This window comes from Natronomonas salina, from assembly GCF_013391105.1.
Lineage (GTDB): Archaea > Halobacteriota > Halobacteria > Halobacteriales > Haloarculaceae > Natronomonas > Natronomonas salina.
Genome location: NZ_CP058335.1, coordinates 3,081,895 through 3,107,931, shown reverse-complemented (window position 1 = coordinate 3,107,931; position 26,037 = coordinate 3,081,895). Strand labels below are relative to the sequence as shown.

Sequence of the window (26,037 nt, the reverse complement as noted above, 5' to 3'; positions counted from 1 at the left end):
AAAACAGCATCGCTCGTCGCTCCCGGGACCGCGGGAGCGCGGGCGTACGACGTCGGTGAGCCGTCCGGTACTGGTTTAACGCGAGGCGTCGTTCGCCGCCCTATGACCCAACCGCTCCCCGTCGAGGTCCTGCTGGGGATCTACCTCGGCATCCTGACGGGCATCTTCCCCGCGCTGGTGGCGTGGGGGCTGGGGTTCCTCTTCAAGTACTTCACGGGGGTGTCCATCCCGGGGTTCGGTGTCGTCGTCCTCGCCCTGGGGCTGGCGGGCATCAACGGCGGCCTGCTGGCGCTGGCCGACCCCACCGTCCTGCAGTCCGGCTACCGCGTCGTCGTCGCGCTCATCGTCGTCCTCATGATGTCGCTGTACGCACACGCGAAGGGCGACGCGATGGGCACGACCTTCCCCAAGCGGCTCACGTTGCAGTCCCTGCGCGACCGGACGCTCTCCAGCGACGTCGTCGAGTTCGTCGGCTCCCGCGGCGAGGTGACCGTCGAGGTGGTCGGCGAGGTCGCCGACATGGAGGGGTACCCGCCGCTGCCGCCGGCCACCCGGACGGCCATCAAGACGGGCGAGTGGCGCCTCCCCGCCGACCTCCCGCTCTCCGAACTGGAGAACCGGTTCGCCGACCGCCTGCGGACGGAACTGGACCTCGCGGACGTCTCCGTCGCCATCGACGAGCGCGGCCGGGCGACGGTCGTCGCCGCGCCGCCGCTGTCGGGCATCTCGAAGCGCGTCCCTGCCGGCCACCGCGCGGTCTCGGTCGAGGCGCTCGTCCCCACCGGGATGGCCCGCGGCGACGAGGTGGTCGTCCTCGCCGACGACGTCGCCGTCGAGGGGACCGTCATCGCCGCGCGGTCCGGCGAGAAGAAGCCGGAGCAGCCGGCGGCCGACGGCGGGACGACCGACAAGGCGGCGCTTCCCCCGGTGGTCACGGCGGCGCCGACGACGACCGGCGGCGAGGGGCGCGTCACCGTCGCGGTCCCCCGGAAGGACGCCGAGACGCTGCTCGGCGTCCGCCGGGGGAAGGTCGTCGTGACCGCCCGCGGCACCCACCGCGAGTTCGAACTGGTATCGCTGCTCCGGCGGGCCGGCAAGCGGTTCCGGAAGCGGACGATCCGGCCGAACGGCCCGCTCGACGGGACGACCCTCGGCGAGGCGAACCTGCGGACGACCTACGGCGTCGCGGTGCTGGCGGTGAAGCGGCCCGACGGCTGGGTGGTCGCCCCGCGCGGGGGCACGGAACTCCACGCCGGCGACGAACTGTTCGCCGTCGGGACGAGCGACGCCCTCGAGGCCTTCGAGGAGGTGGCCGCGTGATCGCCGGCGGCCTCGCGGGGCTGCCGATCGGCGAGAACGTCTTCGTCGACCTCGCGCGGACGGTCGTCCTCACCGCCTTCGCGGGGGTCCTCGGGGCCGCCATCGGGCTGGTCCACCGCTGGTACGCCCGACAGCGGGTCCCGGACGGCCTGTCCGTCCTCGTCGGGCTCAGCGGGGTCGCGCTGTACCTGAACACCGCCGGCGCCCTCGGGGACGTGGTCGGCGGCCGCCAGGACCTGCTGGCGGTCGACGCCGCCGTCTTCAACGTGGTCACGTTCTTCGTTGCGGGCGTCGCCGCCGCCGCCGGCGGACGGGGCGGCGACCGGTTCGCCGCCGGCGTCTTCGCCGTCTCCGGCGCCCGGTCGGTCGAGCGCGACGTCAGCCGCATCGTCAGGAGCGTCGGTCGGGTCACGACGGTGGAGATCCCCGACGAGATCGCCGACATCGACGGCTACGACCCCGTCGACGCCGAGACGAAGGCGCAACTCGCCGGCGAGGTGCTGGTGTTCCCGCGTCGGCTGACCCACGCCGAGCTCCGAGAGCGGTTCGTCGAGCGGCTCCGGACCGACTACGGCGTCGGCCAGGTCGACGTCGACTTCGCCGACGACGGGACCGTCGAGTACCTCGCCGTCGGCAGCCGCGAGGCGGGCATCGGGCCGACGCTCCCGCCGGGCACCGCGGCCGTGGCCGTCACGGCCGACCCGCCGAACAACGCGAGCCCGGGCGACGCCGTCCAGGTGTGGACCGCCGGCGACCCCGACGGCGAGACGGCGCCGAAGCGGGTGACGAACGCGGAGCTCCGGGGGACGGTCGACGACGTCGCGACGCTCGCGATGGACGAACCGGAGGCCCGCCGCCTCGACGTGGAGTCCCGCTACCGGCTCGTCACGCTGCCGGTCGAGGCCCGGGTCGACCGGGAGTTCGCCGCCCAGTTGCGCGCCGCCGAGGAGACGCTGAGCGTCGTCACGATCGCCGCGGACAGCGTCCTCGCCAACGCGACCGTCGGCGCCCTCGACATCGCGGTTGTCGCCCTGCGGACCGACGCCGGGGACCTCGAGGCCATCCCGCCGCGGACGCGGACGCTCGTGGCCGGCGAGACGGTCTACGCCATCGGCCGCCCCGACCGGCTCCGGAGGCTGGAGGCGGCCGCCGGCGGCCCCGACGCCGCGACGCCGCCGGACGTCGGCGCTAGTCGGTAGAGCCAAACCGGAGCGTCACCGACGGCCCTGTATGCCCGACGAACCCGTCGACCCGAGCGAGATCGGCGAAGCCGACGCCCCGCCGGTCGAGGAGGCACCGTACAAGATCGTCTTCGAGGCGAACAAGTGCATCGCGGCCGGCAAGTGCGCCGAGGTCTCCGCCAACTGGGAGATGGACCTCGCGACCGGCATCGCGAAGCCGGACGTCTACTTCTTCGGCGAGGACGACCTCGAGCACAACGTCCGCGCCGCCGAGGTCTGCCCTGCGAAGAAGGACCGCGGCGTCATCCACGTCGTCGACCGCCGGACGAACGAGGAGATCGCGCCCGACCCCGAGGGCGACGGGACGCTGTCGGTCGACTGGTGAGGCGGCCGCGAAACCGAAGGACCGTCGCGGCCGGTCAGTCGTCGGCGGCCTCTGGGGGCGCGTCGGTACCCCGGAGGTCGCGGACCCCGGCCTCGCCGCGGTGCAGGTGGCAGGCCGCGAAGTGGACGTCGTCGCCGTACGCCGTCGGCACCTCGTAGGCCGGTTCCTCGCGGGCGCAGACGCTCTTCTTGGCGAACTCGGTCTTCAGTAGCTCCGTGGCCTCCGCCCACTGCCCGTCTGCGACCAGGTCGATGGCCTCCCCGACCACGTCGCCGGCGGCGCCGCCCGGTTCGGCGCCGTCGAAGAACCGCTGGCGGAGCGCGGCGGCGTCGGCCGACTCGAAGGAGCGCCGGTCGACCGCGCGCATGAACCGACGGGTCTGTTCCCACTCGCCCTCGCGGAAGTCGTACTCCTCGGGTGCGATGAGCTTCGGACATCGGGTGCGGAACCGGCAACCCGACGGCGGGTTCGACGGGCTGGGGACGTCGCCCTCCAGGGGCGCCCGCGTCTCCGTCGTCCGCGGGTCCGGCGCCGGGATGGACTCCAGCAGCGCTCGCGTGTAGGGGTGCTGGGGGTTCTCGAAGAGTTCCTCCTTGTCGGCGAGCTCGACGAGCTGGCCGAGGTACATCACCGCCACCCGGTCTGAGATGTGGCGGATGACGCTCAGGTCGTGGGCGATGAACAGGTAGGTGAGCCCGAACTCCTCCTGGAGCTCCTGCATCGTGTTCAGCACCTGCGCCTGGATGGAGACGTCGAGGGCCGACACCGGCTCGTCGCAGACGATGAAGTCGGGGTTGACCGACAGCGCCCGCGCGAGGTTGACACGCTGGCGCTGGCCGCCGGAGAAGGCGTGGGGATGGCGGTTGTAGTGCTGGGGGTCGAGACCGACCTTCTCCAGGAGGTCCTTCGCGCGCGCACGCCTGAGTGCCGCCTTCGAGGCGTCGACCGACACCCGCACCGAGACGGTCTCGCCGTCGAAGTCGACGTCGGTCCCCAGGTGCTCCGCGTCGGTCTCGGCGACGACCTCCGGCTCCGCGTCGCCCTCGTCGTCTGCGTCCGTCTCGGGTTCGACCTCGCGGATCGTGACGTGGACGGTCGCGACGCCGCCGGCGGTCGCGACCGCGACGTCGACGTCGTCGTCGACGTGGACCGTCGCCTCGTGGGGCGTCCGGTTGTCGACCTCGGCGCGCGTCGAGACGTCCGGGTCGGACTCGGGCAGGCCGTGGGCCTTCATCGGCTCCTCGACGATCGGGCCGATCTTCATCCGGGGGTCCAGCGAGGACTGCGGGTCCTGGAAGATCATCTGGATGTCCTCGCGCATCCGCCGCATCTCCTCGCCGCTCAGGTCGGTGAGGTTCCGGCCCTTGAAGTAGACGCGGCCGTCGGTCGGCTCCAGCAGCCGGATGATCGTCCGGGCGAGCGTCGACTTCCCGCAGCCGGACTCGCCGACCAGCCCCAGCGTCTCGCCCTGCTTGATCTCGAAGGAGACGTCCTCGACGGCCTGGACGGGGTTGGCGTTCCGCACCAGCGGCGGGAACTCGTCGGTGTCGATCCCCCAGCCGCCGAAGAAGCCGGCGTCGCCCGAGTAGTACTTCGACAGGCCCTCGACGCGGACCAGGGGGTCCTCGGTGTCACTCATGGCTCTCCTCCTCCTGGAGGCCGGCGGTGAAGCCGCTGCCGGCGTCGACGTCCAGCGGTTCGCTGCCCTCGTAGTCGACGTCGAAGGCGTCGTGCTTCACGCAGGCCGCCCGGTGGTCGTCCTCGCCGGCCGCCGCGTCGACGACGCTGCGGCAGTCCGGCCGGACCTCCCGGCAGACCTCCCGGGCGTCCGGGCAGCGAGGGTGGAACCGACAGCCCGGCGGCGGCTGGATCGCCTCCGGCATCACGCCCTCGATCGGCTCCAGTTCCTCGATGGTCTGGTCGGGCCGGGGCATCGAGTTCAGCAGCGCCTCGGTGTAGGGGTGCTTGGTGTCGTAGAACAGGTCGTCGACCTCCGCCTGCTCGACGATCTCGCCGAGGTACATGACGTTGACGCGGTCGCAGAGCTGGGCGACCACCGAGAGGTCGTGGGTGACCCAGATGAAGGAGGTGTCGTAGCGGCGCTGTAGCTCGTCGACCAGCGAGAGGATCTGGCTCTCGACGGTGACGTCCAGGGCCGTCGTCGGCTCGTCGGCGACGATGAGCGACGGCTCGCAGGCCAGCGCCATCGCGATGAGCACCCGCTGCCGCTGGCCGCCGGAGAACTGGTGGGGGTACTCGTGGTAGCGGGTCTCGGGATCCGGGATGCCGACCTCCCGGAGCATCGTGACGGCCTCCTCCCTGGCCTCGGCCCCCGAGAGGTCGCGGTTAAGTTCGATGAACTCCCGGAGCTGGCCGCCGACGGTGAACACCGGATTCAGCGACTCCATCGGGTCCTGGAAGATGATGGCTATTTCGCGGCCGCGGATCCGCGTGCGCATATCCTCGTCGGAGAGCATCGCGTCGGTCGGCTGCGGGTCGCCGTCGGGGCCCGCCTCGAACTCGATGAGGGTCTCGCCTCGGAACTCGACGCGGCCGTCGACGATCCGGCCGGGCGACTCGACGAGGCGCAGCAGGCTCATCGCCGCCACGCTCTTGCCGGCGCCGGACTCGCCGACGAGGCCGACGATCTCGCCCTCGTGGACGTCGAAGGAGATGCCGTCGACGGCGCGAACTGTACCGGCTTCCGTGAAGAACTGCGTCTTGAGGTTCTCGACGCGGAGTAGTGGGTCACTCATGTCAGTTGTCAATCCGTGGATCGAGGGCGTCCTGCAGGCCGTCGCCGAAGAGGTTGAACGCGACCACCGTGATCAGGATGGCGAGGCCGGGCCAGATGCTGAACGTCGGCGCCGACACCATCCGGCCGCCCTGAGCGGCCTTGTTGAGCATCTGCCCCCACGACGGGGTTGGCGGCTGGGCGCCGTAGCCGAGGAACGACAGCCCGGCGATGATGAGGATGGCGATCCCAATCTGCAGGGTCGCCTGCACCAGCACCGGCGCGAAGCTGTTCGGGATGACGTGCCGGAGGATGATGTGGCGGTCCTTGACGCCGGCGGCCTTCGCCGCCTCGATGTAGTCCTCCTCGCGGACGGAGACGACGCGCGAGCGGATGAGGCGGTTGAAGACGGGGATCGAGGTGATGCCGACGCCGATCATCGCGTACGTGAGGCTGCGTCCGAAGGCGGCCATGAACGCGATGACGAGGACGAGAAACGGGATGGCGTAGATGGTCTCGACGATGCGCTGGAGGGCGTCGTCGACCCAGCCGCCGTAGTAGCCGGAGACGGCGCCGATGATCGTCCCGCCGACGAGCCCGATGACGGTCGACAGGAAGCCGACGGTGATGGCGATGCGGGTCCCGTAGATGAGCCGCACCAGCACATCGCGGCCCCGGTCGTCGGTGCCGAGGGGGTGGGCCCAGGTCCCCTGCCCGAAGTTGTTCTCCATCCCCGGCGGCGGCAGCAGTCGCTGGGTGTTCGACAGGTCGCGCTCGGGGTGGTAGAGGTACTGCTCGGCGATCGCGTAGTTCAGGAGGACCGCGTCGATCGTCGCGTAGACGGCCACCGCCGAGATGAAGGCGATGACGTAGAGTGCGATCCGTGCGGAGGTGTCGCGTCTGATCTGCTTGATCGTATATCGGAGGCCGACGTCGGCCTCGACCTCCGCGGGGCCGCCGGTGCCGGTCTCGTCGGTCTGGGATTCGCCGATAGCCATTATCGTTCACCGTAGCTGACGCGCGGGTCGATGTACGCGTAGGAGATGTCCGTGATGATGACGCCCACCAGGAACGACAGCCCGAAGACGATGGTCGTCCCCATCACGAGCTGGTAGTCGTTGGCCTGTACCGCCTGGATGATGAGCCGCCCCATGCCGTTGATGTTGAAGACCGTCTCGATGAGGACGGCCCCGCCGAGGATCGAGCTCAGCTGCAGCCCGATGATGGTGATGACGGGTAGCTGGGCCACGCGGAAGGCGTGCTTGCGGAGGATCGTCCGCTCGGAGACGCCGTAGGCGCGGGCCAGCTTCACGTACTCGGCGTGCAGCGACTCGACCATCGAGGAGCGCTCGATGCGCGTGATGGCGGCCATCTGCAGCGTCCCGAGGGCGATCGTCGGCAGCACCAGGTGGTACGCCGAGAGCAACACCACCCCGAGCTGGTTGGTCGCGCCCCTGACGTCGGTCGGGTCGGCCCACGGCAGTATCATCCCCGAGGAGGGGAACAGGTTCAGCTGGTAGGACAGCAGGATGATGAGAACGAGGCCGATCCAGAAGGACGGCGTCGAGACGCCGACGAGCGCGAAGACCCGCGAGAGGTGGTCGGTCGGCTTGTTCCGGCGCTTCGCCGAGATCATCCCCAGCGGGACGGCCGTCGCGATGGCGAAGGCGAACGCCGAGACCATGAGTATCAGCGTCACCGGGAGCCGCTGGGCGATGACCTCGGTGACCGGGCGGTCGTAGTGGATGCTGTACCCGAGGTCACCCTGGGCGACGCCGCTGATGTAGTTCCAGTAGCGCACGTGGAGGGGCTGGTCGAGCCCGTACTTGGCCTGTATCTGCTCGACGAGTTCGGCGCTCGGCGTCGGCCCGAGCATGATCCGGACGGGATCGCCGGGGATGGCGTTCGACAGGAGGAACGTTATCGTCACGATGCCGACGATCACCGGGATCGTCTGGCCGACGCGCCAGAGTGTGTATCTCAGTAGTCCCACAGATGTCACCTGTAGTTGCGTGCTCGAGGACCGCAGATCGGATGGTGTCTCGCTCGACGCCGAGCGAACCGTACACTCGAAGGGGGTCGGCGGCGGTTACCGCTCGCCGATGGAGACCGTGGTGTACTCCTGGGCGATGGGGATGGTCGCCGAGTCGGGGTGCGACTGGAACCCCTCGACGTAGTTCCGCACGCCGTAGCTGTTCGCCAGTGCGTAGCCCGGCAGGTGGGGCCGCTCCTCGAGGGTCGTGTTGATGGCCTCGATGTACATCTCGCGGCGCTGCTCGCGGTCCGGCGTCTCGCGGGCCTGCCGGATGAGCCCGTTCTCGCCGTTGATCTCGTCGTTCTGCCAGAACGTCCCGTTGGTGACCCCCTCGACCTCCTGGTCGAAGAGGTAGTAGGTGAACGCCTCGGGGTCCGGGCTTCCGGACCAGCCGAGCGCGTAGATGTTGTAGTCGTCCTCGTTGCCGGAGATGTACTGGTCGCTGAACGCGCCCCAGTCGAGCCGCTGGACCGACGCGTCGTAGCCGGCCTCCTGCAGGCCGTTACTGACGGAGACACCCAGCTGCTCGCGGAGGTCGTCCGGCGGGACGATGATCCGCCACTCGTAGTCGGAGTCGACGCCCGCCTCCTCGAAGAGGCTCATCGCGGCGTCGATGTCCTTCTCGTGGGGGACGTTCGCCCACTCGTCGGTCGGGAACTCCCACTGCTCGGCGACGGCCGCCGGGATGGGGCTGTACTGCCGGACCCCGGCCGGCTCGATGTGGTTCGAGACGGCCTCGTCCATCGAGAAGCAGTAGTCGACCGCCTCGCGGACGCGCTGGTCGGTCGCCGGTCCCTCGTTGCAGTTGAACGCGAGGTAGTAGTAGCCGATGGACGGCGACGACATGATCTCGGCCTCGTCGCTGTTCTCGAGTTCGGAGTAGAGGTCCGGCGGGACGGTCTCGATGATGTCGTTCTCGCCGTTCTGGAGGGAGGTCAGCCGGGTCGTGCCGTCCGGGATGCCCGTCCAGACGACCTCGTCGACCTCGGGGGACTCCTCGCCCCAGTAGTCGTCCCACGCCTCGATGGTCGCGGACTCCTCCTGGGTGTACTCGACGAACTGGAAGGGACCGGAGCCGACCGGTTCCTCCTCGTTGAACGCGGTCTTGTCCTCCTCGCGGACGGACTTCGGGACGATGTTGAACAGTAGCGTCGTATCGAAGGCCGCGTACGGGAATCCCAGGTCGAACTGGACGGTCTTCTCGTCGATGGCCTCCGCGGAGTCGATCATGTCGACCTCCGCGGCGTTCTCGGTCTCCTCCTGGACCGGCGCGGTCAGGGAGTAGGCGGCGTCCTCGGCGGTGACGGGGTCGCCGTTCTGGAACTCGGCGTCCTCCTTGATCTCGACGATGTAACGGGTACCGTCGCGTTCTACTTCGGGCTCGCCGGCCGCCAGCTCCGGGACGATCTCGGTGCCCTCGGAGTAGGTGAACAGTCCCTGGAAGATCCGCTCGGAGATCTGTGCGGACGGGACGTCGTTGAGCACGATCGGGTCGAACTCGAGTGGGCCCTTCTCCTGTGCGAAGTAGAGGGTCGTGGTGCCCTCGTCACCGCCCAGGCCGAGGTCGGTACAGCCGGCCATGGAACCGAGACCGGCCGCGCCGGCCCCCTTCATCAGCGTCCGACGGGAGACGTCGTATCGGTTGTTGGCGTCGTCGGTCATAATTTTCCAACTCTAAACCCTACCTTTGGCGACTATCCCTTGAACTTAACGCCTTGCCTCGGCTCAATACTCTCCTCGAAACCGGTCAACGTGTACATATGTGCACGTAAAGGGACACTGCTGGTCGTTGACACGGACCGGTCGGGCGCGCGCCGGCCCTCAGTCGACCAGACGGACCGTCGTCCGGTCGTAGAGGCCCTTCTCCTCGGCGCCCTCAACCGTGAGGCCGGCGCCGATGGCGTACTCGCCGGCCTCCGCGGGCCGCCACTCGTCGGCGGCGACCCGGAACATCCCCTGCCACCGACGCGAGAACCGCTTGCGCTCGCCGCGGTCGAAGCGCCACTCCGAGTCGTCACCGTTCCAGGTGTCCTCGAGGTGGGAGGCTTCCGGGTAGCCGTCGACGTCCCACTGCCAGAGCAGCGGCGACGCCGTCCGCACCGTGAGGGGGACCGGGAGGGCGTTCCGGAGCGTGACCGTGAAGTGGACCGGGTCGCCGACGGGGACCTCGGTCCGCGGCGTCGAGATGGAGACGGAGAGGGCGCGGTGGCGCACCCAGGCGGGGATCAGCCGGCGGCTCCAGGCCGTCGAGTCGATCCAGCGCATCGCCTGCGGCCGGGTGGAGCGGTCCCGCTCCCGCCCCGGCGAGAACGGGTCGTCGTCGTCCCGGCTGACGGCGTCCGACTCGTAGATGCGGCGCATCGGTCTCCCTACAGAACCGGAGGACGAAAACGTTGCGGGTGGTGGGATCGCCTGCGGGCGGCCCGGACCGGTCAGTCGTCGCCGGTCCCCGTCGTGGGGTCGGTCGCCCGGTCCGGCACCTCGCCGGGGTCCGGGTACCCCTCCTCGAAGCGGAGGCAGGCGACCCGGTGGGTGTCGGTGACGTCCACCAGCGCGGGGTCCTCGTGCTCGCAGGGCGAGCGGACGGCCGCGCGCAGCGCCTCGTGGGCGGCGTCGACGTCGCCGTCCTCGAGGCGTGCCACGGCGTCGGCGAAGGCCTCCCGGAGCGACGGATCGGAGAGCCGCTCCGGCAGGTCGAACTCCTCGCGGACGCGCGCCTCGAGGGCGGTCTCCGGGGCCTCGGCGGGGTCGGTTCCGTCGGCGTCCGCGGCGCGAGCGGTCACCGTCTCGAGGCCGTCGGCGTCGGCCAGCCGTATCTTGAGGTCCATCAGCGCGCGCCACTCGCCCTGGGGGACGTCGACGTCCTCGGGCTGGATGACCTGCGGGCAGCGCGTGTGGAACCGGCAGCCCGACGGCGGGTCGATGGGCGAGGGGACGTTCCCCGACAGCAGGATCTGGTCGCCCTCCCAGAGGGGGTCGGGCTCCGGGATGGCCGACAGCAGCGCTTCCGTGTAGGGGTGGTACGGCGGCTCGAAGACCTCCGGCGTCTCGCCGATCTCGGCGATCTCGCCGAGGTACATCACGGCGATGCGGTCGGAGATGTGCTCGACGACCGAGAGGTCGTGGGCGATGAAGACGTACGAGAGCCCGAACTCCGCCTGGAGGTCCTCCAGCAGGTTGAGGATCTGCGCCTGCACGGAGACGTCGAGGGCCGACACCGGCTCGTCGCAGATGATGACCTCGGGGTCGACGGCCAGCGCCCGCGCGATGCCGATGCGCTGGCGCTGCCCGCCGGAGAACTCGTGGGGGTAGCGGTGGGCGTGGCTCGCGTTCAGCCCCACGGTCTCCAGGAGGTCGTGGATACGGTTCGTACGGTCCTGGCCCGACGCCAGGTCGTGGATGTCCAGCGGCTCGCCGATGATGTCGCCGACGGTCATCCGGGGGTTCAGACTCGAGAAGGGGTCCTGGAAGATGTACTGCAGGTCCTTCCGGACCTCCCTGAGCCGCCCCTTCGACATCTCCGTGAGGTCCTCGTCGCGGTAGTAGACCGAGCCCGACGTGGGCTCGATCAACTGGAGCATCGCCCGTCCCAGCGACGTCTTCCCGCAGCCGGACTCGCCGACCACGCCGAGGGTCTCGCCCTCGCGGAGCTCGAGGTCGACGTCGTCGACGGCCCGGACGATCTCCTCGTGGCCGAGGAGCCGGTCGACGAAGCCGCCGGTGGCGTCGTAGTGCTTCGTCAGCCCCTCGACCCGGACGATCGGCTCCTCGGTTCGGTCACTCACTGCGGGCACCCCCGTTGCCGTCGTCGGTCCCGTCGGGACGGCCATCGACGTCCGTGCCGGTCCGCTCGTGGACCTCGCTGTCCTCCTCGCGGACGACTACCTCGTAGTCGAGGCCCTCCTCGAGGTCGCCGGTGTACTCCAGGCACCTCGCTGCCCGCTCGGTCCCGGCGTCGGACCGGGCGGCGGTGTCGGGGTCGACCAGCGGCGGGTGCTTCCGCCGGCAGACCTCCTCGGCGTACGGACACCGGGGGTGGAAGCTGCAGCCGGTCGGCACGTCGATGAGGTCGGGCATCGTCCCCGGGATGGTCTGGAGCCGCTCGCGGTCGTCGCCGACGCGGGGGATCGAGCTCATCAGCCCGACCGTGTAGGGGTGCTTCGGGTCGTAGTAGAGGTCCTCGACGGGCGCCTTCTCTACGGTCTCGCCGGCGTACATCACCATCACCTGGTCGCAGAGCTCGGCGATGACGCCGAGGTCGTGGGTGATGAGCTGGACGGCCGTGTCGAACTCGTCGGCGAGCTCCTCGATCTGCTTGAGGATCTTCGCCTCGATGGTCACGTCCAGGGCCGTCGTCGGCTCGTCGGCGATGAGGAGGTCCGGGTCGCAGGACAGCGCCATCGCGATGACTGCGCGCTGCTGCATCCCGCCGGAGAACTCGTGGGGGTAGTCGGAGTACCGGTACTCCGGCTCGGGGATGCCGACCTCGTCGAGGAGCCGGATCGCCCGCTCGCGGGCCGCCTCGTCGTCGTAGTCGAGGTGGTGGCGGACGGTCTCGGCGATCTGCTCGCCGACCGTGTAGACGGGGTTCAGCGCCGTCTGGGCGTCCTGGAAGATCATCGCGACGTGGTTGCCGCGGAGCTGCCGGACGGCCCGCTCGGGGGCCCGGAGCACCTCGACGTAGCGGTCGGCGCCGTCGTGGACGATGAAGTCGTCGTCGCCGACCAGCCCGAGGTCGGCCGCGTAGCCCTTGCCGACGACGTCGGCCATGTCGAAGGCGTCGGACTCGGCGAGATCGACGAGGCGGTCCCCGTCGTGGCTCGAATCGCCGGTCAGCGCCGACGCGGCGACGCCCCGCTCGTCGAGCCGTCGAGCGACCTCCGAGAGGCCGTGGTCGGCGCGGAGCGCCTCCAGGTCGACGACGTGGTCGGGGAACTCCGCCTCGAAGGACTCGACGGCGTCGCTCCCGCCGAAGCGGATGGAACCGCCCGTGATGCGGCCCGGTTCCTCGATGAGCCGCATCAGCGACAGCGCCGTGACGCTCTTGCCGGCGCCGCTCTCGCCGACCACGCCGAACTTCTCGCCGGACTCGATGCGGTACGAGAGGTCGTCGACCGCCCGCACGATGCCGTCCTCCGTGTAGAACTCGACGCCGAGGTCGTTCACCTCGAGCAGCGGCACTACTCGTCACCCCCGCGCGCGACGCCCGTCTCCTGGGCGTCGAGCGCGTCGTTGACGCCGTCGCCGATCATGTTCATCGACATCACGAAGACGAAGATGGCGAGCCCCGGGAAGACGGTCGCCCACCAGGGGATCTGGCCGCCGGGGCCCTGGATGAGCGTCTCGCGGGTCGCGTCGAGCATCGTCCCCCACTCGGCGGAGGTCGGGCCGAGCCCGAGCCCGAGGAAGCCGAGCGCGGCGACGCCGATGACGACGGTGCCGATGTTGAGCGACGCGACGACCAGCAGCGGCGGCATCGCGTTCGGCAGGACGTGCCGGGTGATGACGACGCGGTCGCTGGCGCCGAGCGCCTTCGCCGCCAGGACGTACTCGTTCTCCTTGATCGTCAATACCTCCCCCCGGACCAGCCGGCCGTAGGAGGCCCACCCGAAGATGCTGAACGCCAGGACCAGTTGCCAGTAGCCCCCGCCGAGGACGGCGACGATGACCAGCGCCAGGATGAGCCCCGGGAACGCGAAGATGGTGTCGACGATGCGCATCATCACCTCGTCGACCCAGCCGCCGTAGTAGCCGGAGACGCCGCCGTAGACGAGGCCGAAGCTGGCGGTCAGTGCGACGACGATGAACCCGATCGAGATGCTGTAGCGGCCGCCGTACAGCACCCGAGAGAAGATGTCCCGGGAGCTGCCGTCGGTCCCGAAGTAGTGCTGCGTGGAGGGCGGTTCGTAGCTCGCGGCGCCGGTCCCGAACAGGTCGTGGCGGATATTTGGGTCGTACGGGGCGATCGAGAAGGGCTGAACGGTCACCTCGAATATCTCGATCGGCCGGGCGAACACCGTCAGCAGGACGAGTCCGAGGACGACGTAGACGCCGAGCATCGCCGACCGGTTCCGCCGGAAGCGCCGGTAGCCGCGACGCCACCGGCTCTCCGTCTCCCGTTCGTCCGCGTCGGCGGCCGTCGAGGACGCCTCTCGTCGCCGGACGCGTTCGGAGTCGAAACCAGATATCCGAATTCTGCCTCGTTGCTTGGACATGAGTTGTATCTAGTCGTACCGAATCCGCGGGTCGAGCACCGCATAGAGGATATCCGCGACGAGATTCGCGAGGATGATGACCAGCCCCGTGAACAGGGTGATGGCCATGATGAGGTTGATCTCCCGGCGGTTGATCGCGAAGATGAACTCGCGGCCGAGCCCCGGCCAGTTGAAGACGACCTCGACGACCACCGACCCGGCGACGAGCCCGGCCGTGATGGTCGCCGCGAGCGTGACGACCGAGATCAGCGAGTTCCGGAGGACGTGCTTGAGCACGACCTGTCGCTCCGGGAGCCCCTTCGCGCGGGCCGCCGTGACGTACTCCTTGTTCAGCTCCTCGGCCATCGAGGTGCGCATCACGCGCATGATGCTCGCCGCGGCCGCCGTCCCGATGGTGACGCCGGGCAGCAGGAGGTACCAGAGCATCTCGGTGCTGTACAGCGGCTCCCGGGAGGGCGGCAGCACCGGCCAGAGGCCGAGCCACAGCGCGAACACGAGGATGAGCATCAGCCCGAGCCAGAAGTTCGGGATGGAGATGCCCGACAGCGCGAGGAACCGGCTGACCGTGTCGCCGAACTGGTCCTTGTTCGCGGCCGCGTAGATGCCGGTCGGGACGGCGATGCCGATGGCGAACAGCCACCCGAAGAGCGCGAGCGCGAGCGTCTCCGGCAGCCGCCGGAGGACGACCGCGCTGACGGCCTCGCCGCTGCGGTACACCTGGCCGAAGTCGCCGGTCAGGACGTTCATCATCCAGGTGCCGTACTGCTCCCAAACCGGCCTGTCGAGGCCGTACCGCTCGCGCAACGCCGCCTCCTCGGCGGCGCCGACGTGGGGGTTCATCGCCACCATCTGCGAGATCGGGTCGCCCGGCGTGAGGTGGACCAGCGCGAACGTGATGAGCGAGACACCGAAGAGTATCGGGATGACCGAGAGTAGTCGCTTGAGTATGAATCGTTGGAGGCTCATCCTGAGAGATGGGGGGACCGTACCCCTTCTAGACGTCTGAGGCGTAGCCGCGGTCGTCGATAACTTCTTCGATGAGTTCGACCGCCCGCTCGGTGTCGTGCTCGTTGTACGGGCGGATCTCCTCCTCGAGGGCCTCGGGGTCGGTGGTCCCCGACTCGTAGGCGATCTCCGGGAGCGGCGTCCAGGCCTCGCGGCCGTAGCCGTCGTGGATGTTCTGGACCACGTACTCGCGGTTGATCAGGTGGTTGAACGCCTGGCGCATGCGCTTGTCGTCGAACGGTTCGACCTGCAGCGGCGCCTGGAGGTAGGTGTAGCCGCCCGCCTCGATCGTGTACAGCAGGTAGTCGTCGGACTCCTCGTAGTCGCTGAACGTGTCCTTCGAGAGGTCGTAGGTCATGTCGACCTCGTCGTTCTGCAGCGACGCCGACCGGGTCGCGTTGTCCGGGACGATCTCGTAGGAGATCGCGTCGATGACCGGGCCGTCCGGGAACTCCTCGGGTCCGTCGAACCACTCGAGGGTGTCGACGCCCTGCTGGTCGAGCCAGTAGTTGTCGAACTTCTCGTACTCGACGTACTGCTCGTCCTGGAAGTCCGTGAGGGTGTAGGGGCCGGTCCCGTACGGCGTGATGTCGCTGCGCGGGTCGATGATGGTGCCGCTGGCGCCGGGCTGGGGGTCGGCGGCGTCCATGTTCTCCATGGACAGGACGAGGATTCCGGGCAGTTCGCGTTCGCCTTCCGCGTCGGCGATCTGGCCGTAGATGTCGACGGTGTACTCGTCGACGGCCTCGGTGTGCAGCACCGAGTCGAAGGTCTGCGCGGAGATGTCGGAGTTGTGGTGGTACTCCATCGACCGGACGACGTGCTCGGCGCTGAGTTCCTCGCCGTTGTGGAACTCCACGCCCTCGTGGAGTTCGTACCGGATCCGCATGCCGAAGACGTCGTCCGCCGCGGCGTCGGCGGCGCCGTCGGGGAGCAGCACGCGGACCTCGTCGTCGGAGGCCGGGTCGTCGTCGGGGTGGGTGACCAGGATCTGCTCGTCGGTCTGGATGGCCCCCTCGTCGTTCGTGGCCACCGACTCCATGTAGTCGGCGTAGTCCGCCGGCTGGACGTCCTGGACGTCGGTGACCTCGTAGCTCCGGGCGAGCCACGGCATCACGTTGCCCTCGATGTCCGTCGTGGTCAGGCTCTCGAAGACGTTGTACTGGACGAGCGAGGAGGTCGTACTGCTGCTGTAGGCGGGGTCGAACGAGCCGGGGTTCTCGGCGATGGCCGCGCGGAGGGTCCCGCCCTCCTGGAGGTCCGAGAGGTCCGTGTTCCGGGGGTCGGAGCCCTCGTCCATCCACATGACCTGCTCGTCCTGCGGGGCGTGCAGCGCGTAGCTGATGATGAACTCGTTGAACGGGAAGACGTCGTAGCCGTGGACGTTGTTGTTCGTCATCGCGGCGTTGACGTCGAAGAAGACCATCGAGCTGTAGGCCTCCTCGGCGAGGTACTGCCAGACCTCGTCGTACCGTTCCCGGCGGAGTTCGGGGTCCTCGGTGACGTCGACGCCGTACCGGGCGTTGTCCATCATCTGGTCGAGTTCCTCGTCGTTGACGCCCGAGAGGTTACAGCACTGCCCGACGTTGTCGGAGTGGTTCAGGGCGTTACAGAAGCTCTCCGGGTTGAAGGTCCCCGAGAGGCCGATGCAGCCGATGTGGCCGCGGGTGCCGTAGTCGGGGTTCAGGACGCGCTGGACGAAGTCGTTGAACTCGTAGGTCTCGACGGACGCGTCGAAGTAGCCCGACTGGTTCATCGTCTCGGCGATGACCTCGACCATCTCCACTCGCTCGGGGTTGTCGCTGTTGGTCTCCAGCTGGACCTCGAGGGGGAAGGACACCTCTCCGTCGTCACCGTTTCCGTCCTCGAGGAACGAACACCCCGAGATGGAGACAGCAGGGAGGACGCTCGCAGCCCCCATCCCCTGGAGGAGCTTTCGGCGGGTCGGCTTACCGCTTTCTTGTGAATCCGACATAGGACTGTCGATACGCTGTAACCGCATCACCATAACATTTTGGGAGTCATCGACCCGACACGTTCGTTCTTCCAGTCCCGGTTTACCGACAGATACCGGTCTTCTACCCCTAGTTCTGGTCGTTCATCGAACCGACCGGCGCCGATCCGGGACGTGCCAACCGAAACCCATTTGCGGCGAACTGACGCAGTGGTACCGTACGCGAGGGTGGCCGAGTCTGGACAATGGCGGCGGACTTAAGATCCGCTCCCGTAGGGGTCCGTGGGTTCGAATCCCTCCCCTCGCACTATCCGGTCGAACAGGACCAGTGAGCCGTCCGTAACATCGAAGACGGAGAGTCCGAGGTATGCCGAGGTGGAAATCAGACCTGCCGGTCGTGTCCGGCGAGGGAGGACCGAAATAGCACCAGCACCGGGCGTCGCTTGTGGGCCAATCCCCCGGTCGACCACTCGATTTCACGTTCTCGTGAGCGCTCGACACTCGGATAATTCCATCTTAACGAACTGATAACTCGCCCGCTGGACCGGACATCGAGGGTCGAGCGACCGCAGCGTCGATAGGCTCTGTAGTCGCTCTGTCGACGGGCGAGACCGCAACAGGGCGTTACGGTCCGTATTACAATAGCTGTCGTCGGAGAGGTCCGGGACGAACCTGTGACCGCGACCTGGACGACGCGCTGCCGCGGGAGCGCCCTCTTCGATATCGCTTCGAATCGCGCTTCCATGTCACCTTCGACGCCACGCCGCCCGCGGGCGCGACGAACGCCGTCGGTCACGCGAACCTACACATGAACCTCTCGAAACTCTTCCCGCTGGTCGTAGCGGTACTCTGTATCACTGCCATCGGCGTCTCCGCGACCACGCTGGACTCCTCGCTGTCGACGGACCCGGACGAGGAGATAGACACCTACGAGATACTGCCGATCGGACAGGACGACGCCGCGGCGATCGAACAGCAGATGGAGGGCTCCGGGGACGCCGCCGACGGGAGCGACGGCGAGGACGCCTCGAGCCAGTCCCAGGAGCAGTCGTCCGCGGGGCGGGAGGGGGCGACGGGGATGTCCGCGTCCGCGCCCAGCCTCCTCGACCGGCTGCTCGACTTCCTGCTGGGCATCCTCCGGTTCCTGCTGGCGGTGGGCGTCCTCCTCGCGCTCGGCGCGCTGGGGTACCGGTACCGCGACCGGATCGCCGACGCCTTCTGGGGCCTGCTCCAGCCGACCGACGACCCCGCCGACCTCCAGTACGAGCGGAGCGCCTGGCCCGACGGGAGCCCCTCGAACGCGGTCGAGCGGGCGTGGCTAACCCTGATGGAGGCGATCGACCCGGAGCGGCCCGAGGTCATGACGCCCTCGGAGTGCGCCGCCGAGGCGCGACAGATGGGCCTCGAGGCGGCGCCCGTCGAGACCATCACGACGGCCTTCGAGCGCGTCGAGTACGGCGGCGTTCCGCCGTCCGAGGAGGCTGACCGCGTCGAGGACGCCCTTCGGCAACTCGACGGCGGCCGCGGCACCGTGCGGACCGACGGCCGCGGCGCCGACGGGGGTGCTGACTGATGGCCGGGTCGGGCGGCGTCCGGGCGGCCCTGCTGCGGCTCGTCCGCGGCGTCCTGCTGCTCACCGGCCTCGCGGTGTTCGCCGTCGGGACGCTGGCCGTGTTCGTCCCGAGCGTGGCCGGCGCCCTGCCGGTGGAGGCGGTGATCGCGGCCCTCGGGAGCGACTACTTCGTCCTCGCGGCCGTCGGGCTCGCGGCGGTGGCCGTCGCCGTGCTCGTCCTGCTGGTGATCGCCGTCAGCGGCGTCGACGAGGCGCAGTTGCCCGCCGTCGAGTCCGTCGAGTCGGCGCCGCACCCCGGCCAGGCGGTCGACCGGTCGGTCGACGGGTCCGGCGGGTCGACCCCGGACTCGCGGCTGGACCGGCTGACCGAGGCCGCCGTCCGGACGGTGATGCGGACGGAGCACTGCTCGCGGTCGACGGCCGAGGGACGCGTCGCCGAGGGCACCTGGACCGACGACGAGGTCGCGTCGGACTTCCTCGACGCCACCGACGACGGGCTGTTCCGCACCGCGGTCTCCGACCGGGAGCGAGTCCGCCGGACCGCCGAGGCGATCGAACGGCTGGACGCAGCGGACGAGGCGAACCAGGGCGGCGCGAGCCGGAGCGGTGACGGCGAGCGCCTCGACGAGACGGAGGACCGCGCCCGCGAACGGCGCGGTGCCGGCGGCGACGCGGACGCCCGACGGCGGCAGACGAGTCCGGAGCGTCAGCGGCAGGGCGAACCACGTCGGAGCTATACCGGAACGGGGGGTCGGTGATATGCCGGCCACGACCGCCACGGACGGCCGTTCCGGCGGCACCGACACCTCGACGGACGCGGACGACGAGGGCAGGACGGTCAGACGGACGCGACGCTGGCAGGGTGTCGTGGCGGTCGTCCTCCTGGCGGTCGCCGTCGGCGTCCTCGCGAAGCGGCCCTCGGTGCTGCTGGTGGGCGCCGTCGGCGTCGCCTTCGCTGCGTATCCCCGACTGACCGGCCCGCCGGACGCGGACCTCTCCATCTCGCGGCAGATCACGCCGGAGCACCCCGACGCGGGCGACGTCGTCGAGGTGACGACGACCGTCCGCAACGAGGGGGACGATCCGATCTTCGACCTCCGGCTGGTCGACGGCGTCCCGCCGATGGCGACCGTCGAGGACGGGTCGCCGCGGCTGGCGACGGCGCTGCGGGCCGGCGAGGCGGCCACCGTCGAGTACAGCATCGAGGTCGACCGGACGACCCACCGCTTCCGCCCGATGACCGTGGTCGCCCGCGACCCGAGCGGCGCGTCGGAGATGGAGACGACCATCTCCGAGGAGACCACCATCGAGGGCGTCGGCCACGTCCCGGACGTGCCGCTCCGGGCGCAGAGCCGACGGCGTTCCGGCCGGCTGATCACCGACCAGGGGGGCAGCGGTATCGAGTTCCACCGGACCCGCGACTACGAGCCGGGCGACCCGGTCAACCGGATCGACTGGCGGCAGTACGCTCGCACGGGTGAACTCTCCTCCATCGACTTCCGGGAGGAGCGTCTCGCCGAGGTCGTCGTCTGCGTCGACGCCAGGGCCGAGGCCTACCGTGCGGCCTCGCCGGACGACCCCCACGCGGTCGCCTACGCCATCGGCTCGGCTGGCCGCATCGGCGAGGCCCTGTTCGCGGCGAACCACCAGGTCGGCCTCGCCGCCTTCGGCCGGGACCTCTGCTGGCTCCCGCCGGGCGCGGGCAACGACCACGAGGACCGGTACTACCGGTACCTCGCCGCCGACTCCGCGTTCGACGTCGTCCCGCCGGCGGTGGTCGACCGACCGGCCGCCGAGGACCGCTCCGGGGACGACGGCTCGTCGCTGCTCGATGCCCTCCCCGGATTCGGCGGCGACGACGTCGACGTCGGGTCGTCCCTGGAGAGCCAGCTGGCGACGATCCGGCCTGAACTCGGCGCGACCACGCAGGTCGTCCTCCTGACGCCGCTGAGCGACGACGAGTCCTCGCGGATCGCCCAGTTGCTGGAGAGCTCGGGGGCCGCCGTCACGGTCATCACGCCGGACATCACGAACGACGAGAGCGTCGGCGGGCGGCTCGCGACGGTCGAGCGGGAGAACCGCATCCACGCGCTCCGGAACTCGGGCGTCCCCGTGGTCGACTGGAACCCCGACGAGCGGCTCGGGACGGCCGTCGCGGCGGCGGGGGTGAACCGCGCGTGACGGCGACGGACTCCGCCTTCGTCACCCGACCGGCGGTGCGGTCGAGCGCGCTCGGCGTCGCGCTCGGCGTCCTGGCGGTCACGCTCGTCGCCGACGTCAGCACCCAGCGGCGGGTCCTCGCGGTCGGCGTCGTCGGCGCGGTCGCCTTCGCCGCCGGCGTCGAGTCGTCGCGACGGGGCGAGTCGGCGGTCGGCGAACTCGCCGTCGCGGGCGGGACCGTCCTCCTGCTCGTCTCACTCGTCCTCGCGTTCACCCGGCCGATGCTGACCGTCCACCGGTTCGAGCTGGTCCCGGGGCTGCTGGGCATCTGGGCGATGGCGGCGGGCGTCGCGCCCGTTCGCCGCGGCTGGGAGCGGCGGCTGATCGCGACCGGGACGGGGCTCATCTTCGTCGCCGTCGTGACCAGCGGCGTCGTCCAGACGGTCGAACTGTGGCCGCTGCTCGTCGCCGGTGCCGCGACCATCGTCGCCTGGGACCTCACCGAGAACGCGGTGTCGCTCGGCAACCAGGTCGGCGAGGACGCCCGGACGCTCCGGGCAGAGCTCGGCCACGGCGCGGCGACTGGGCTCGTCGCCGGCGGCGCAATCCTGCTGGTCTACGCCGTCCAGAGCCTCGAGGTCGACGGCCTCCCGTTCGCCGCACTGGCGGCCCTGCTCGTCGCCGGTGTCGTGCTGGCGGTCGCCCACTACAGCTGACCGCGTCTCCCTTCTCGGTGCTCGGAGACCGTCCGTCGAACTGGACGAGTGACCGGTACCTGTCGGTCCGGGGGTGGAGAGCGTCGAAAACAGTGACGTCGCGTCGAGTGCCCAGACGGTCGGTTCGTCCGTTCGCTGCGGCCGTTCTTCGCCGCTACCGGTCCTCCTCGCTACCGACCGTTCGACCGCGCGTTGAGTTGCGGGACCTCGACGCGCGACAGGATGGTCCGGACGACGTCGGCGGCGTCGACCTGCTCGACGCGGGCGTCCGGCGTCAGCACGAGCCGGTGGGAGAGCGCCTGCTGGGCGACGACCTTGACGTCGTCCGGCGTCGCGTACGAGCGGCCCTCGAGGATGGCGTTCGCCCGGACCGCCTCGAAGAACCGCTGGACGCCGCGCGGGGAAACGCCGGCGCTGACGCGCTCGTCGGCGCGGGTCTCGCGGGCGACGGTGACGAGGTACTCCCGGACGGCGGGCTCGACGCGGACCGTCTCGGGGGCCTGTCGGAGCCGGTCGATGATCTCCGGGTCCGAGACGCGCCGGACCGTCGGCGACTGGGTGTCCCGGTCGGCCCGCCGGTCGATCAGCTCGAGTTCGCCCTCGTAGTCCGGGTAGCCGAGACTCGTCTTGAGCATGAACCGGTCCTTCTGGGCGACCGGGAGTTCGAAGGTGCCGTCCATCTCGACGGGGTTCTGCGTCGCCAGCACGATGAACGGGTCCGGGAGCGCGTGGGTCTCGCCGTCGACGGTGACCTGGCCCTCCTCCATGGCCTCGAGCAGGGCGGCCTGGGTCTTCGGCGGCGACCGGTTGATCTCGTCGGCCAGCACCACGTTCGCGAAGATGGGGCCGTGCTGGAACTCGAACTCTCGGGTCTTCTCGTTGAGCACGTTCGAGCCGGTGACGTCCGACGGCAGCAGGTCGGGCGTGAACTGGATGCGCGAGAAGGTGAGGCCGAGCGCGTCGGCCATCGAGCGCGCGGTGAGCGTCTTCCCCGTCCCGGGGACGTCCTCCAGGAGGACGTGGCCGTCGGCCATCAGGCCGACCATGATGGAGCGCAACACGGAGCGGTCGACGATGACCGCCCGCTCGACCTCGTTCAGTATCGTCTCCGACCGGTCGCGTACTGCATCCGGTTCCATAGCGGGACCGGACGCCTCACCGGCTTTGTTATCCCCCGCTTTCCCCGGGACGGCGCCGTGTTCCAGCCCGCTCTCCGCGGTCGCGACGGCGACTTCACGACGCCCTTTTGAACGCCTACGCCGTACCTCCGGTCCATGACCGAGGAGCTACCCGACCGGGCAGTCCGCGCGTTCGAGACCCACGACGCCTACGAGCGGTCCGACCCGGCGTGGTTCGCGGTGACGACGACGCGCTTCGACGGCCGGGTGACCGCCGAGGAGACCGACGACTGGGCGCTCACGTACACCCTGGAGGTCCGGGCGCCCATGCTGTCGTCGGCGACCGAGGACGACGTCGGCGACGCCGTCGAGGAGGGCTGGTTCGAGACGTACGAACTCCGCCTGGAGGACGCCCCGATGGCCGTCCGCGAGGACGTCGACCTCGCCGACCAGCGGGTGTTCGAGGAGGCCGGCGACGCCGTCGCCGTCTTCGAGTTCGAGTGGGGGAACGCCGACCGGGCGCCCGACATCGCGAAGGCGATGGCCGAGTTCGTCGAGGGCACCTACGTCGAGGGCGTCGTCCCGGGCTACGAGTACACCCAGCCGGTCTCGGACCTCCTCTCGCGGGCCCGGCAGTCCAGCGGCGACGAGAGCGGCCGCGGACCCATGCCGCTCTGAGGATAGCTGCGTTCTAAACCCGGCAGCCCTCGCTCCCCCGTCCCCTCAGAGCAGGTCGTGGTACTTCAGGTAGCCGTCGGTGACGAGGCGAGCGTAGAACGTCTCGACGACCTCGTCGTAGGGCGGCGAGAGGTCGAGCAGCTCGTCGGCGACCCGGCTGCGGGTCGCCTCGACCGATCCGGTCTCCTCGTAGAGGGCGACGATCCGCTCGTCGAAGCGGTGGAGCTCCCGCGACGCCATCCCGAAAGCCGACGCCGGGTCGGGGTAGGCGCCGAAGTGCGGGAAGACGACGTGTTCGGGGTCGAGTTTCCGGAGCTGCTCGATGGAGTCGCTGAGCGTCCCGACGTCGAAGTTCGGAAGCGTCGCCGGCGGGGCCCACCGGTCGGCCCGCGGGAGGTAGCCGCCGATACTCTCGGCGGCGAACAGCAGGTCGCGCTCGGGGTTCCACACGGCGAAGTGGTCCGGGGAGTGTCCCGGCGCGTGGATCAGTTCGAGGGTGTTCGCGCCGATGTCGACGGTCTCGCCTGATTCCGGAACCGGGACGATGTTCTCGTCCGGGACCGGCGTCGGCTCGCCCATCGCCGCGAAGTGCTCGCCCATCGCGGCCCGGGTGCTCTCGACGAGGGCGGCCGGGTCGACCAGGTGCTGGGCCGTCGCCTCGTGGACGTAGACGTCGAGGTCGGGGACCGCCTCGACGAGGTCGCCCGCGGCGCCGGCGTGGTCGAGGTGGACGTGCGAGAGCACGACGTTCTCGAGGGCCGCCGGGTCGACGCCGAGGGACTCGACGGCTTCCAGGACCGTCTCGGCGCTGGTGGCCGCGCCGGGGTCGACGAGCGTCGGCTCGTCGTCGTCGAAGAGGTAGCCGGAGAGGAAGCCCTCGTCGAACAGTTCGACGTCGATACCGTGGACGCCGTCGGTGACCTCGAAGGTGGACATACTCGCTGTTCAGGCGAGCGGGGCAAAGCGGTTCCGGAGGCTCGAAGCCCCGGGCCGACGGGGGCGACCGATACCGGGTCCTGGAAGCGCGTCGGCGGTGCCTTCCTCGGGTGCCTTCCGGCGGTTTCACTTCCGGTCCTCCACGGGCAGCCTTTTATCGGATGGCGAACACAGGTTGGGACATGTCCGACCTGGGTGATTTCTCGAACTACGACCCCGACGACGACTCGTCGTCGGAGACGGGGGACCTCGACGGCGACGGGGGCGTCGAGGTCGACGCGGGTGCCGACGCGGACGACGACTTCGAGGCCGTCTCGGTCACGCCGGTGGGGAGCGACCGCGGCATCGGGACGCTGTCGGCCTCCGAGGGGCTCGTCATCAGCGAGCGCGAGGAGGACACCTGCCTGCGCGCGTACGTCACGGTCCAGAACCGCGCGTCGGTCCGCATCGGCAGCTACCTGATCGCCTCCTACCCCGACGGCGAGCGCCTGTTCTGCCGCATCGTCGCCCTGGAGTACGCCCAGGAGTTCCGCTCCGACGACGCCACGGAGATCCACTCCCGGCGCGCGATGCGTCGGGACTCCGTCGACGAACAGGACTACAAGTTCATGGCGACATTGGAGCCCGTCGCCGTGCTCTACGAGGAGGGCGGCGAACTGAAGCGGCGGATGACCGACCGGGTGCCGAAACCCGAGACGGTCGTCCGGCAGGCCGAGGACAGCGAGGAGATCAAGACCGGCCTGAAGATCCCCGGCGACGGCGTCTTCCTCGGGCACCTCTCGGTCGGCGGCGAGAAGGTCCGGACCGCCGCCGAGCCGCCGACCATCGACTACCGGCTGAAGGACGACTACGAGTCCGGCGACCCGCTCGTCTTCCGGCACTCGCTGGTGGCCGGCGGAACGGGCTCCGGGAAGACCCACTGCGCGAAGAACGTCCTCCGGCAGTACCTCGCCGACGACCGTCGCTACCCCGTCGACGACGGCCGCGAGGTCGCGCCGGCGGTCGTCCAGTTCGACCCCCAGGACGAGTACGCCCAGATGCACGACGACAACCCGGGGATGGACGGCGACTTCCGGCGCCGGCTCGAGCGTGAGGACGTCGCCCACGGCGGCGTCGAGGATACGAAGGCGTTCGTCCCGAAGGTCGGCGACGCCAGCTACGCCGCCTCCCACCACCGCGCCGAGCAGGTGGAGTTCACCATCCCGTTCTCGATGGTCGACGAGAACCCGTGGCTCATCGCGGGCTCGAAGCTCAACGACAACCAGTACGGCGCGCTCATCTACCTGCTGAACCGGTTCTTCGACCAGTACGGTGACGGCGGCACCTACGACCAGTTCATGTCGTTCCTCGACGACCCGGCGCTGAAGGAGGAACTCGACGAGTCCGGCCGCGTCCACGAGGCGACCTTCGACGCCGTCCGGCGTCGGGCCTTCGGCTTCGGGAACGTCTTCGACCAGGACGCCCGGCCCATCACCGACCTGGTCTCGGAGTTCGTCCGCCCCGGCGGGATGACCACGGTGCCGACCTACCACGTCAACGACTCCCGGGCGACGACGACCGTCGTCCTCGCGGTCGCGTCGCTGCTGGTCGACGAGAAGCTCTCCAACGACCCGACCTACGAGCGCATCAAGGAAACGCCGCTCCTGCTCGGGATGGACGAGGCGCACAACTTCCTCACCGACGCCGACAACGTCCAGGCGCGGAAGGTCATCGGCAAGTTCGCCGAGGCCGCCAAGCAGGGCCGCAAGGAGCGGCTCGGCCTGTTCCTCATCACGCAGGACCCACAGGACATCGCCGACCCCATCTTCAAGCAGATCAACACGACGGTCGTGCTCAACCTCGGCGACGAGGACGCCATCAAGGCGGTCAACATCCCGTCGAACCTCGAGGGGAAGGTGCCGTACATGGAGAAGGGCCAGATGGTGGTCTACTCGCCGGACAACTCCGAACCGGTCGAGCTGGTCGGCCTCTCGAAGTGCCTGACCCGTCACGGTCGGGACTGAGGGGGCTCCGTCGGCGGGGCCGGT

At 69.7% G+C, this 26,037-nt stretch carries 22 protein-coding genes and 1 tRNA gene; 10 read left to right on the top strand and 13 right to left on the bottom strand.

The annotated features are described in order from the left end of the window. The first annotated feature begins 102 nt into the window (after positions 1 to 102). From HWV07_RS16040 to HWV07_RS16030, 3 genes are read left to right on the top strand one after another with little or no spacing between them, the layout of a single operon-like run. Complete coding sequence (locus tag HWV07_RS16040; protein ID WP_178335277.1) at positions 103 to 1,320, top strand: potassium channel family protein; 1,218 nt, start codon at positions 103 to 105, stop codon at positions 1,318 to 1,320. Beyond that, positions 1,317 to 2,519: a DUF8167 domain-containing protein gene (locus tag HWV07_RS16035; protein ID WP_178335276.1), complete on the top strand. Its 1,203-nt coding sequence runs from the start codon at positions 1,317 to 1,319 to the stop codon at positions 2,517 to 2,519. Before HWV07_RS16040 ends, HWV07_RS16035 begins: the two co-directional genes overlap by 4 nt. A gap of 31 nt (positions 2,520 to 2,550) precedes the next feature. Then, the gene (locus tag HWV07_RS16030; RefSeq protein ID WP_178335275.1) at positions 2,551 to 2,886 is read left to right on the top strand and encodes a ferredoxin; all 336 of its coding nucleotides are present in this window, start codon (positions 2,551 to 2,553) and stop codon (positions 2,884 to 2,886) included. Between the two features lie 34 nt (positions 2,887 to 2,920). Here HWV07_RS16030 and HWV07_RS16025 read toward each other — a convergent pair whose 3' ends face one another. The 11 genes from HWV07_RS16025 to HWV07_RS15975 all read right to left on the bottom strand — a co-directional run bounded on the left by HWV07_RS16025 (position 2,921) and on the right by HWV07_RS15975 (position 16,850). Continuing rightward, entirely contained in the window at positions 2,921 to 4,525 is a 1,605-nt protein-coding gene (locus tag HWV07_RS16025; protein ID WP_211694154.1) for an ABC transporter ATP-binding protein, read from the bottom strand. Beyond that, on the bottom strand, positions 4,518 to 5,642 hold the full coding sequence (locus HWV07_RS16020) for an ABC transporter ATP-binding protein (RefSeq protein ID WP_178335274.1): 1,125 nt from the start codon (positions 5,640 to 5,642) through the stop codon (positions 4,518 to 4,520). Before HWV07_RS16020 ends, HWV07_RS16025 begins: the two co-directional genes overlap by 8 nt. A 1-nt stretch (position 5,643) precedes the next feature. Further along, positions 5,644 to 6,618, bottom strand: coding sequence for an ABC transporter permease (locus HWV07_RS16015; RefSeq protein ID WP_178335273.1), 975 nt, complete (start codon positions 6,616 to 6,618; stop codon positions 5,644 to 5,646). After that, on the bottom strand, positions 6,618 to 7,613 hold the full coding sequence (locus tag HWV07_RS16010; RefSeq protein ID WP_246279786.1) for an ABC transporter permease: 996 nt from the start codon (positions 7,611 to 7,613) through the stop codon (positions 6,618 to 6,620). The genes HWV07_RS16015 and HWV07_RS16010 overlap by 1 nt, the downstream gene beginning before the upstream one ends. 96 nt (positions 7,614 to 7,709) lie before the next feature. After that, positions 7,710 to 9,317 carry an ABC transporter substrate-binding protein gene (locus HWV07_RS16005; protein WP_178335272.1) on the bottom strand — a complete coding sequence of 536 codons (1,608 nt, stop codon included), beginning with the start codon at positions 9,315 to 9,317 and terminating at the stop codon, positions 7,710 to 7,712. A gap of 159 nt (positions 9,318 to 9,476) precedes the next feature. Further along, positions 9,477 to 10,016: a DUF7974 family protein gene (locus HWV07_RS16000; protein ID WP_178335271.1), complete on the bottom strand. Its 540-nt coding sequence runs from the start codon at positions 10,014 to 10,016 to the stop codon at positions 9,477 to 9,479. Positions 10,017 to 10,087: 71 nt separating this feature from the next. Continuing rightward, the gene (locus HWV07_RS15995; protein WP_246279785.1) at positions 10,088 to 11,440 is read right to left on the bottom strand and encodes an ABC transporter ATP-binding protein; all 1,353 of its coding nucleotides are present in this window, start codon (positions 11,438 to 11,440) and stop codon (positions 10,088 to 10,090) included. After that, positions 11,433 to 12,836, bottom strand: a complete 1,404-nt coding sequence (locus HWV07_RS19840; protein ID WP_178335269.1) for an ABC transporter ATP-binding protein — start codon at positions 12,834 to 12,836, stop codon at positions 11,433 to 11,435. Before HWV07_RS19840 ends, HWV07_RS15995 begins: the two co-directional genes overlap by 8 nt. Next, on the bottom strand, positions 12,836 to 13,870 hold the full coding sequence (locus HWV07_RS15985; protein WP_178335268.1) for an ABC transporter permease: 1,035 nt from the start codon (positions 13,868 to 13,870) through the stop codon (positions 12,836 to 12,838). The genes HWV07_RS19840 and HWV07_RS15985 overlap by 1 nt, the downstream gene beginning before the upstream one ends. Before the next feature lie 9 nt (positions 13,871 to 13,879). After that, positions 13,880 to 14,836, bottom strand: coding sequence for an ABC transporter permease (locus HWV07_RS15980; RefSeq protein ID WP_178335267.1), 957 nt, complete (start codon positions 14,834 to 14,836; stop codon positions 13,880 to 13,882). Between the two features lie 28 nt (positions 14,837 to 14,864). Then, positions 14,865 to 16,850, bottom strand: coding sequence for an ABC transporter substrate-binding protein (locus HWV07_RS15975; protein ID WP_178335266.1), 1,986 nt, complete (start codon positions 16,848 to 16,850; stop codon positions 14,865 to 14,867). 201 nt (positions 16,851 to 17,051) lie between these two features. On the opposite strand from HWV07_RS15975, the gene HWV07_RS15970 reads away from it, so the two are divergent. The 5 genes from HWV07_RS15970 (at position 17,052) to HWV07_RS15950 (ending at position 21,278) form a co-directional block, all read left to right on the top strand. After that, positions 17,052 to 17,136, top strand: a tRNA-Leu gene (locus tag HWV07_RS15970). Between the two features lie 501 nt (positions 17,137 to 17,637). Continuing rightward, a complete protein-coding gene (locus tag HWV07_RS15965; protein ID WP_178335265.1) occupies positions 17,638 to 18,402 on the top strand; it encodes a DUF4129 domain-containing protein in 765 nt (254 codons plus the stop codon). Continuing rightward, positions 18,402 to 19,160 carry a DUF7269 family protein gene (locus HWV07_RS15960; RefSeq protein WP_178335264.1) on the top strand — a complete coding sequence of 253 codons (759 nt, stop codon included), beginning with the start codon at positions 18,402 to 18,404 and terminating at the stop codon, positions 19,158 to 19,160. The genes HWV07_RS15965 and HWV07_RS15960 overlap by 1 nt, the downstream gene beginning before the upstream one ends. A 1-nt stretch (position 19,161) precedes the next feature. Beyond that, on the top strand, positions 19,162 to 20,583 hold the full coding sequence (locus HWV07_RS15955) for a DUF58 domain-containing protein (protein ID WP_178335263.1): 1,422 nt from the start codon (positions 19,162 to 19,164) through the stop codon (positions 20,581 to 20,583). Continuing rightward, positions 20,580 to 21,278, top strand: coding sequence for a DUF7519 family protein (locus HWV07_RS15950; protein ID WP_178335262.1), 699 nt, complete (start codon positions 20,580 to 20,582; stop codon positions 21,276 to 21,278). Before HWV07_RS15955 ends, HWV07_RS15950 begins: the two co-directional genes overlap by 4 nt. 170 nt (positions 21,279 to 21,448) lie before the next feature. Here HWV07_RS15950 and HWV07_RS15945 read toward each other — a convergent pair whose 3' ends face one another. Next, a complete protein-coding gene (locus HWV07_RS15945) occupies positions 21,449 to 22,417 on the bottom strand; it encodes an AAA family ATPase (protein WP_178335261.1) in 969 nt (322 codons plus the stop codon). A gap of 135 nt (positions 22,418 to 22,552) precedes the next feature. On the opposite strand from HWV07_RS15945, the gene HWV07_RS15940 reads away from it, so the two are divergent. Then, complete coding sequence (locus tag HWV07_RS15940; RefSeq protein WP_178335260.1) at positions 22,553 to 23,074, top strand: DUF5813 family protein; 522 nt, start codon at positions 22,553 to 22,555, stop codon at positions 23,072 to 23,074. A gap of 45 nt (positions 23,075 to 23,119) precedes the next feature. On the opposite strand, the gene HWV07_RS15935 is transcribed toward HWV07_RS15940, so the two are convergent. Continuing rightward, on the bottom strand, positions 23,120 to 24,010 hold the full coding sequence (locus HWV07_RS15935; RefSeq protein WP_178335259.1) for an MBL fold metallo-hydrolase: 891 nt from the start codon (positions 24,008 to 24,010) through the stop codon (positions 23,120 to 23,122). A 182-nt stretch (positions 24,011 to 24,192) separates the two neighbouring features. On the opposite strand from HWV07_RS15935, the gene HWV07_RS15930 reads away from it, so the two are divergent. Beyond that, positions 24,193 to 26,013 (top strand): ATP-binding protein, encoded by a 1,821-nt coding sequence (locus tag HWV07_RS15930; protein WP_178335258.1) that lies wholly within the window; start codon positions 24,193 to 24,195, stop codon positions 26,011 to 26,013. Positions 26,014 to 26,037: the final 24 nt, after the last annotated feature.